The organism is uncultured Methanofollis sp., assembly GCF_937919355.1.
Lineage (GTDB): Archaea > Halobacteriota > Methanomicrobia > Methanomicrobiales > Methanofollaceae > Methanofollis.
The window spans coordinates 1-7,492 of sequence record NZ_CALFSA010000022.1 but is presented as its reverse complement, the minus strand read 5'-3'; the positions used below and the strand labels follow the sequence as shown (position 1 = coordinate 7,492).

Sequence of the window (7,492 nt, the reverse complement as noted above, 5' to 3'; positions counted from 1 at the left end):
GAGTAAGCCGATGAAGTCAACTTCATGACGACGGCCAGCAGCGAGATAACCACGGCCGCAGCTCCGAACTGGCCATTCAACAAGAGTATCAGCCATTTGGTGATTGTCGTTGTTTGCGTATCGCAGAATGTCTCTATATCCTGGAAGTTACTGAGGTTTTCAATGCAGTTGTCATAATACAGTAACCAGACTATGAGTATTGCAAGTGATAGTATAGCGAGAGCGACAAGAACACGCAAGAGTTTGGTGCCTGACCCTCTGGAATTCTCACGCACATGTGACATTTTGTACCAATAAAGCCCGATATAGCCAAGTACGGCGATGAGGATGAGGATTCCGGAGGTGAGGGCTATAAAGGGAAGGAAGTACGTTTGAATCGGGTTCATGGTGGTCTCCCGCCACATAATTCGATAAAAGTACTATGAGAAGACGATACGCAATGAATACCATTTTGACTATGGCCCATAGTAAATGGGATCTCTTCAGGGTTTATAAGCATTTTTTATTGTTATTTTCCCTGAAAAATAGGGGAAGTTAAACCGATTCAATAAGAGGCGCCCTCTCACTCCCTCTTGAAGTCGTCGTCGAAGCGGACGATGTCGTCCTCTGTGATGTATTCGCCGTTCTGGACCTCGATCACCTCGAGGGGTATCATCCCTGGGTTTGCGAGGCGGTGCCTCGTCCCTGCCGGGACAAAGGTGCTCTCTCCCGGACGGACGAAGAAGGTGCGGCCGTTGTTCGAGACCTCAGCCATCCCCCGCACCACCACCCAGTGCTCGCTCCTGTGGTGGTGGAGTTGGGCGGAGATACGCCGTCCGGGGAGGAGGGTGAGGCGCTTGATCTGGAAGGAGTCGCCCTTGAGGAGGACGGTGTACGAGCCCCAGGGACGGTGGACCGTGGTGTGAAGGTCGCAGCGGCCGTCGCCCCTCTCCTTGAGGAGGGCGGTGACCTCGCCGACATGCTGGGCCTCGGACTTCGGGCAGACGAGGAGGGCGTCGGGGGTGTCGACGACCGCAAGGTCGGAGAGGCCGATGGTGGCGACGAGACGGTCGGAGATGACCAGGTTGTTTGCGCTCCTGAGGCCGATATACTCCCCCCTCACGACATTGCCGTCCCCATCCTTTGGACTCACCTGGTACAGGGCGTCGAAGCTCCCGACATCGCTCCAGGGGGTGGCGAGGGGCACGACCGCCGCCCTGTCGGTCTTCTCCATCAGCCCATAGTCGATCGAGACCTTCGGGGTCTTCGCGTACGCCTCATCGATTGGGAGGGCGAAGGCCTCGGCGACGGCCGGCGCCAGGCGCCGGCACTCCTCCATGAAGAGGGAGGAGGAGAAGAGGAACATCCCTGAGTTCCAGAGATATCCGTTGCGGACGTACCTCTCGGCCGTCTCCCGATCGGGTTTCTCGACGAAGGCGCCGACCGCATAGCCGCCCGGGAGGTCGTCGCCGGGCCTGATATACCCGTAGCCTGTGTGCGGGGAGGTCGGGGCGATCCCGAAGGTGACGAGGTGATCCTCGGCGAGGACCTCGGCCGCATGGAACGCAGCCATATACCCCTCGTCCGGGGTGAGCAGCTGGTCTGAGGGGAGGACGGCGACGACGGCCTCCTCGCCGTTCAGGGCCGTCATGCCGTAGACGATCGCCGGGAGGGTGTTTTTGCCCTCAGGCTCGACGAGCACCTGGCACCCGGCACCGATCGCCGCGAGCTGGTCGGCGACCAGGAAACGGTGCGCCTCGTTGGTGACGACGTATACCTCCTCTGGAGCAGAGAAGAGGAGGGCGCGCCGCACCGTCTTCTGGAAGAGAGACTCCTTCTCGAAGAGAGGGATGAACTGTTTCGGGTAACAGGTCCGGCTCAGGGGGAAGAGACGCGTGCCTGAACCACCAGCAAGGATGAGGGTCTTCATGGTGTGGTACTCCCGATAGATAGCGCTCTCATTTTCGCGTACGCATCCATAAATATGTGCATTTTTTCCTGAAAATGGGGGGGGTTAAACAGATTCAGAAAGGTGAGGGCGCAGGGAGGCGCCCTCTCATCCCTTCTCCTCGGTGCGGAGGGCGGTCCTGTACGGGTGCCAGCCAATGCGATCGTGATCCTGGTGGTCGGGGTGATCGCCTCCCTGCTCCCTTGCGGGACACCCCCGGATACGCCCGTACAACTCCCCGATCGGGGCATCACTCCCTGGATCCGTGCCCGGAAAGACGAGATCCGGCGATCCCGGCCTGGAGGACAGATATCCTGGAATGCAGGATATTCCGGCCCCTCCCCTGCCCCTCTGGCAGCACGTATGATCGCCAGTAATGCCATCCCTTCAAACCCCCGCAACCGGCCGGGGAAGGGAAAGGATACCGGGTGGAAATCCCCCTAATTCTGACCAAATCTATGATTTTACGCCCATTTGAACTCCTGGTCCCGGGGCTCCTTTCTCTCCTGATGTCGGGGCATATCCAGGATACCCATTCCCCCTCTTCCCCAGGCCGCACAGGGGTGTCTGAACATCCCGGGCAGAAGGTTGTGTGTCTTGAGGATGAAAACAGTCCCCCGTCCGGGAAACCGGCTCAGGCAACGACACCCGGGATTATCCTGCCCGAAGGATCTCGATGAGCCTAGTCGTTGAGACGACCGGCCCGATACAGAACAAGGTCGCTGCTGGCGGAAAATAGTCGGTTTGGGGCTGCGATCTCGGGGGTAAGATATACCTCATCCCATTATGCCGCCGAGGAGAAGGAGAGGAGCGCACTCACCTGTTTCTGCCCCGGAAGAAGGTACCTCTGGCCTTCACCCGATCGTCGAGGCGATGACATCTCCGGCACAAGCCTGCACCCTCTGCCTGTGCTCTTCAGGGCAGAAGAGGTAGAAGGTCGTGCGGGGGTTGCCCGTATAGGTGAGGGTCGAGAAGGAGTCGATCAACTGGACCTCTCCGTTTTTCGTCTCGATCAGGATCGGAAATTTTTCCTCTTCGAGAAGGACGGACGCCGACTTGAAGAGCGAATTCTCATTCTTCACGACACCGGCGATGATGAGGTCGGGGTCGCACCCGCACTCTGCCGCGACCGCCGTCTCGATCTCCTGCGCCATATCCGGGGTGAACTTTGTCCCGAGTTGGTACCTGAGGTGGAGGTCTCTCTCCTGGGAGATATCGGACTCATACCCCCGCTTGAGGAGATCCCTCCTCTCCAGCCTCCTGACAAGGCCGGCTGCAGTGCTCTCCGGTTTTGAAAGCACCTGAGAGAGGAGGCGTGCATCGTCGAGGGCGAGATAGTACTGCAAAAAAGAACTGTCACTCGTCCGCATCCTCTCCGCCTCCACGACCTTATCCCTGATCGCGACGGAAAGCGCCCTCTGGAGCATCCCGTTTGCCACGACATTTGTGTGGTGATAGTAGACCTGGGCATACATCAGGAACCGTGCAAGCCGGAAACTCTCGACGGCGTCGATACCCTTCTCATGGATGGTGAGGTCCTCATGACTCCCGTTCTGTGTCTTCCTGAGGGTGTAGAGGACGCGTTCGAGGTCGAAGTTCCCGTAGGTCACGCCGGCGTGGTAAGAGTCCCGCCTGAGATAGTCCATCTTATCAGCGTCGATGTTCCCGGAGATGATCTGGTGGAGGACACCATTCTGGTCCTCAGAGAGGAGGGCAATGACCTCGTCTGTTCTCTCGCCGAGGACAGAGACGATCCCCTCCTCCCCCCCGATGAGGCGGCGGGTGATCTCTTCGTGTGTGGCCTCCGGCCCGTTGATCTCCTTCAGAGGTGCCTCAAAAACGTGGGAGAAGGGACCATGACCGATGTCGTGGAGGAGGGCGGCAGAGCGGAGGTTTATGAGGTCATCATCGCCGACCCGCAGCTGCCTCGCCATCAGGGTGGCGGTACGCAGGACACCGAGGGAGTGCTCGAAGCGGGTGTGGCAGGCAGCAGGGTAGACCAGGTGTGCGTTGGCAAGTTGCTTGATCCGCCGCAGCCTCTGGAGAGGAAGGGTATCTAAAAGACGGCGTTCATCACGGGTGAGCCCGATATATCCATAGAGGGGATCCCTGATATGGGCCTCATACGTGAGCGTGCTCGGTTCACCCCGTAATGAAATGAAGGTCGGTGAGGAGGTCCATCCCTTTCTGGATCTGGTCCTCCGAGAGGTCCCAGTTCAGGGTTCTGGCGATCTCTCTGATCTCGTCGGGGGACATATCCCTCATCTCTCTGGTCTGGATATAATGGATCTTCGCCGCCCAGGAGAGGGTCTTGGAGTCAAGGTTTGCGGTATCCTTGCATATCCCGACAATCTCTTCCACCTCTTCCGCGCCCTGGACATACTCCTGTTTCAATTCAGGAACCAGTCTCCTGCCATCCTCGGTGAGGGTGTATGTATAGCGTTTCCAGTCGGGCGTCGTTCCGCTACCTCCCGGTGTCTCAACCCTCTCTTCGATGAAGCCGTAGGAGACAAGGGTCTGGATCGCACCGGCGATATCAGCGCTATAGGGGCCATAGTAGTGGGGGCGATAGCGTGCCCTGATGGCACCCTGAACCATGGAAAAATATCCCAGTTTCTGGATCGTGGTCCGGCCTGCGATCTCCCCTCCTGCCGCGTCCAGCAATACCAATACCCCGTCAAATTCATCCATACATCCGGCCCTCCGGTGAGCGTATACAATGTGCGTCTGAACTTTATCTTTGCTCTTGCGCCGCGAATATATGGACGTGCCGATCTGCGTTTCTCCCGGCCGGCCTGAAACTCCCCTCTACCCAGCCCCAAACATCCCTTAATCTGGAGAACTCTCCCTGCCTGATCGCACCCGAGGCGAGGCGTCTTCACCTCATATTCAGGCTTGGTCGTCAGCCGCAGCATCCCGGTTGCACAAGAACTCCTCGACCTCCTGCCTGAAGCGGGTGAAATCCCCGATATGCTCCTGCAGGATGGCAAAGGTGAGGGCGGCGTCGATCGCCCCGTAGCGGTGGACGACAATGTTCCGGAAGCCTTTCATCGCCTTGAGGTCCGTGAGCATCTCCCTGCTGAGGACCCCATGCTGTATCAGGTGGTCGACGACATCCTCGTCTGTGCCGGGCACGCCGAGGCGGAGGTCGGTGTTCAGCATCGCACAGACATCGAAGACATTCTCGATCGCGTATTCTGCTCTCTTGTAGATGCCGTCCCTGACGATCCCGAGGCGGGTGAATGCATCGGCCGAATCGGGCAGGTGTTCCCTGATCATGCCGATGCTCTCTGTCATCTCCTGAAGTTTGGTCCTGATGGCGGCACTCCTGATCGGTTCATTCATGGCATCGCCCTCTCGCCGATATAGTCATAGAAGCGGTGCTTGAAAGCGTCAAACTCTCTGATGGTCTCGACTGCGACGTCGTACAAAATACGCTCGTCAGGGCAGTAGAGCACCTGACCGCGCAAGCACTCCACCCTGACATAGAGAGGGAGCTGCTGGAAGATCTGGAGGTCGTACTTGTCGCTGAAGAACTCTGACAGGGCGCGAAACCTGAAGCGCGACGCCTCCTCGCGGTCCCCCTCGAAGAAGACGCAGAGGTCGATATCCGACCCCTCTCTCGCATCGCCCCGGGAGACGGAGCCGTAGAGTATGACAAAACGGACCTTCTCAAACCCCTCGACTCGCCGGAGCCTCTCGATCACAGACACCAGGTACAAGGATGGGTCTTTCTTCTCATAACTCTTCTGGCGGCAGGACAGACTGCCTGTACAGTGCGAGACAACACCCTGATGAAGACGAAAAAAAGAGGGGGTATCCCTCAGGCGAGGGCCGGGACACCGTCGGCCTAGGTCTCGATGACCGCAAGGACGGCATCGTCCTCGTAGCCCGACACCCGCACGGCGGTGCAGGTGAAGGCACGGAGTAGACCTCTCCTCGGGGTCGTGGCAGCGGCGGCGGCACGCGTACGCCTCGCGGTCCGGGTCGGCGCACGGGTGGAGGCCGTGCCGACGACCTTGCCGAGGGTGTTCTCGTAGACGATCCAGGCCGTATAGGCCTCGCTCGCCTTCTCGACGACGGGATGCGACTCGCCCGCACCCTCCCAGGACGTGCATCCCAGGGGTTGTCGGCGAGGACATTCTCTATGATGCCGCTGAAAGTGGCGGCATCGGAGATCTGGGCGGAGGACTTCCCCACCGCCGTCTTGGTGATGGACACCTGGACAAATTTGTCTCCTGCCAGGACTCCCGGGATGTCACAGGCACACCTCCCTATGATCCTGGACACTCTATCTCTGCCTTAACTTGCGGGTGATCCTGGAGGAGGTGGGCCTCCATGGTGTCTCCTGCCGTGAGGATAGGGCGCTGTCCTGAAAGGAGGGGTCTGAATCGTCAATCCCCGGGGATGTTTATCTTGCTGGGTAAAGGGTACGGAGCGGGAAGTGTGCACCTCTCTGAGAGGTGCACAGACCCCGGCCTTCAGGCCAGGGATGAAAGCGAAACCCATTAACCGTCTAAAAGACTCTTGAGTTTCCGCAGTATGGTCGTGTGTGAGATGCCCAGATCTTTTGCGAGTTTGCGGCGGGGGTGTGCGTCGCCCCTGAGCAGATGAGCAAGGATCTGAGTGGTTATATTTTGTTCCACATGGAACTTATTTGAACCACTGGGAGAAAAAAAAGTAGCGTCTGTCCAGGGCGTTGTGTCTCCCGTTCTCAGGGCCTTCTCCTGGTCCTCGATGCTCAGGGATATGCGACTCGATCCTGTGCGGCCAGACACGATCTTTCTCCATTATGTCAGGAGAGATGAAGGAAGATACTTTGGGCAAGGATCAGGGGAGCGACATTCAGAGGTCTTTCCCATGGCAACCCTTATCTTCCCTTATTCAGGTAGGAGAGGATCAGATGAGCCTGTATGCAGGTGTGCTGGAGAAAAGGGATGAGATCCTGCGGATCAGAGCAGGTCACGGCGCCCGTAGTGTCCGGCTCTTCGGTTCGACCGTCAGGGGCGAGGAGACCCCGGAGAGCGACCTCGATCTGCTCGTCGAATTTGAACCGGGACGGAATCTCCTCGATCATGTCGCCCTCGTCCAGGACCTGGAGGATCTGCTTGGCCAGGAGGCCTTCCCCCTGTGAAAGACGACCGGCTGTACCTCGCCAGAAATAATCCCTGAAATCCTCTTCCCTCCAATATCACTCCATCCCTGTCCCTCCCGACGTATGGACCGTGAAGGAGTCCGGTCAGGAACACACGAGACGTTCGTTGGTGCGGGGGAAAACAACATTATCCTGATCGATTGCACAACCAGAGATGCGGTGCAGTATGCTGACGGCTGAGGGCATCATGGGTGCGCTGGCAGATCACCGGGCCCGGATCCGGAGCCTCGGCATTCGGCGGATCGGGATCTTTGGGTCCTTCGTTCGGGGCGAAGAACGCAAAGATAGCGATATCGATATTCTGATCGAGTTTGAAGAGGGGAGGCGCTCCTTCGACACCTATATGGATCTCAAGTTTTTCCTCGAAGATCTCTTCGGAAGGCACGTCGACCTTGTCGATCAGGACACCC

10 protein-coding genes are annotated in these 7,492 nt (G+C 58.4%); 3 read left to right on the top strand and 7 right to left on the bottom strand.

Going from position 1 to position 7,492, the window contains the following annotated elements; all coding sequences use genetic code 11:
• The 6 genes from Q0520_RS01375 to Q0520_RS01350 all read right to left on the bottom strand — a co-directional run.
• A partial coding sequence (locus Q0520_RS01375) for a hypothetical protein (RefSeq protein ID WP_298665688.1) occupies positions 1 to 386 on the bottom strand: 386 nt, incomplete at its 3' end.
• A gap of 176 nt (positions 387 to 562) precedes the next feature.
• Positions 563 to 1,909: a mannose-1-phosphate guanylyltransferase/mannose-6-phosphate isomerase gene (locus Q0520_RS01370; RefSeq protein WP_298665686.1), complete on the bottom strand. Its 1,347-nt coding sequence runs from the start codon at positions 1,907 to 1,909 to the stop codon at positions 563 to 565.
• 872 nt (positions 1,910 to 2,781) lie between these two features.
• The gene (locus Q0520_RS01365; RefSeq protein ID WP_298665691.1) at positions 2,782 to 3,930 is read right to left on the bottom strand and encodes an HD domain-containing protein; all 1,149 of its coding nucleotides are present in this window, start codon (positions 3,928 to 3,930) and stop codon (positions 2,782 to 2,784) included.
• Between the two features lie 139 nt (positions 3,931 to 4,069).
• Entirely contained in the window at positions 4,070 to 4,618 is a 549-nt protein-coding gene (locus Q0520_RS01360) for a hypothetical protein (protein ID WP_298665685.1), read from the bottom strand.
• A 198-nt stretch (positions 4,619 to 4,816) separates the two neighbouring features.
• Positions 4,817 to 5,272: a DUF86 domain-containing protein gene (locus Q0520_RS01355; RefSeq protein ID WP_298665684.1), complete on the bottom strand. Its 456-nt coding sequence runs from the start codon at positions 5,270 to 5,272 to the stop codon at positions 4,817 to 4,819.
• Positions 5,269 to 5,640, bottom strand: a complete 372-nt coding sequence (locus Q0520_RS01350) for a nucleotidyltransferase domain-containing protein (RefSeq protein ID WP_298665683.1) — start codon at positions 5,638 to 5,640, stop codon at positions 5,269 to 5,271. Before Q0520_RS01350 ends, Q0520_RS01355 begins: the two co-directional genes overlap by 4 nt.
• A gap of 201 nt (positions 5,641 to 5,841) precedes the next feature.
• Between Q0520_RS01350 and Q0520_RS01345 the strand changes: the two genes are divergently transcribed.
• Complete coding sequence (locus tag Q0520_RS01345; RefSeq protein WP_298665682.1) at positions 5,842 to 5,967, top strand: hypothetical protein; 126 nt, start codon at positions 5,842 to 5,844, stop codon at positions 5,965 to 5,967.
• Between the two features lie 468 nt (positions 5,968 to 6,435).
• Here the strand turns inward: Q0520_RS01345 and Q0520_RS01340 are convergent, their stop codons facing one another.
• Positions 6,436 to 6,573 (bottom strand): helix-turn-helix domain-containing protein, encoded by a 138-nt coding sequence (locus tag Q0520_RS01340; RefSeq protein WP_298665689.1) that lies wholly within the window; start codon positions 6,571 to 6,573, stop codon positions 6,436 to 6,438.
• Positions 6,574 to 6,830: 257 nt separating this feature from the next.
• Here Q0520_RS01340 and Q0520_RS01335 point away from each other — a divergent pair, with 257 nt between their 5' ends.
• Entirely contained in the window at positions 6,831 to 7,061 is a 231-nt protein-coding gene (locus Q0520_RS01335; RefSeq protein WP_298665680.1) for a nucleotidyltransferase family protein, read from the top strand.
• Between the two features lie 187 nt (positions 7,062 to 7,248).
• A partial coding sequence (locus tag Q0520_RS01330) for a nucleotidyltransferase family protein (RefSeq protein ID WP_298665679.1) occupies positions 7,249 to 7,492 on the top strand: 244 nt, incomplete at its 3' end.